At 49.2% G+C, this 634-nt stretch carries 1 protein-coding gene; it reads right to left on the bottom strand.

From position 1 onward, the window contains the following. Positions 1-634, bottom strand: a 634-nt coding sequence (bla, locus tag R7Z50_RS28475) for a class A beta-lactamase (RefSeq protein ID WP_318149877.1), incomplete at both ends; no start/stop codon positions are given.

Here is a 634-nt window from a genome sequence, read left to right as displayed (position 1 = left end):
CGCGATCAGTTGATCGCGAGCTTGAAGCGAAAGGTCGGTGTCTGTGACGTAAATACTGATGTAAACCGGCTTGTAGTTGTCTTTCCAAATCATCGCGCTAATGCCGCGTGAACCGTAGTTACCTGCGCCAGAGCGGTCTGCAATCGACCAGCCTTTTGGTAGAACAGAGCGCATGAGAGAATCCGATACTTTGTTGTCTTGCATCCAGATTTTCAGCTGTGTGCGTGACTCGTAAGATAGGGCGTTATCTTCCATCAAGGTGTGTAGGGTGTTTACCATGGCGTTAGGCGTTGTAGTGTCTCGCTTGTCGCCCGGTTTTGCTTCATTCAAACGGGGTTCCAATCGGTCAAGTCGCGTTGCTTTGTCGCCAATAGATCGCAAAAACAGCGTGACCGCTTTAGGACCACCAATTTCATTTAGCACTAAGTTCGCAGCGGTGTTGTCGCTCATCAACATGGCGGCTTCACAAGCGTGTTCGATGCGTGTGCTTTGTCCAGCCAGTTTATCCATCACCGGAGACCAAACCACAATATTGCGTTCATCGATTTTCGCTGTGGCATTTTTGTTGAGTTTGCCGCTGTCCATGTCGCTTAGCATGGTGGCACACGCTAACGTTTTGAATGTGCTCATTAAT

The organism is Vibrio sp. 1249-1, from assembly GCF_033340495.1.
The sequence above is the reverse complement of the archived record's forward strand: the minus strand, read 5'-3'. Positions and strand labels throughout refer to the sequence as shown.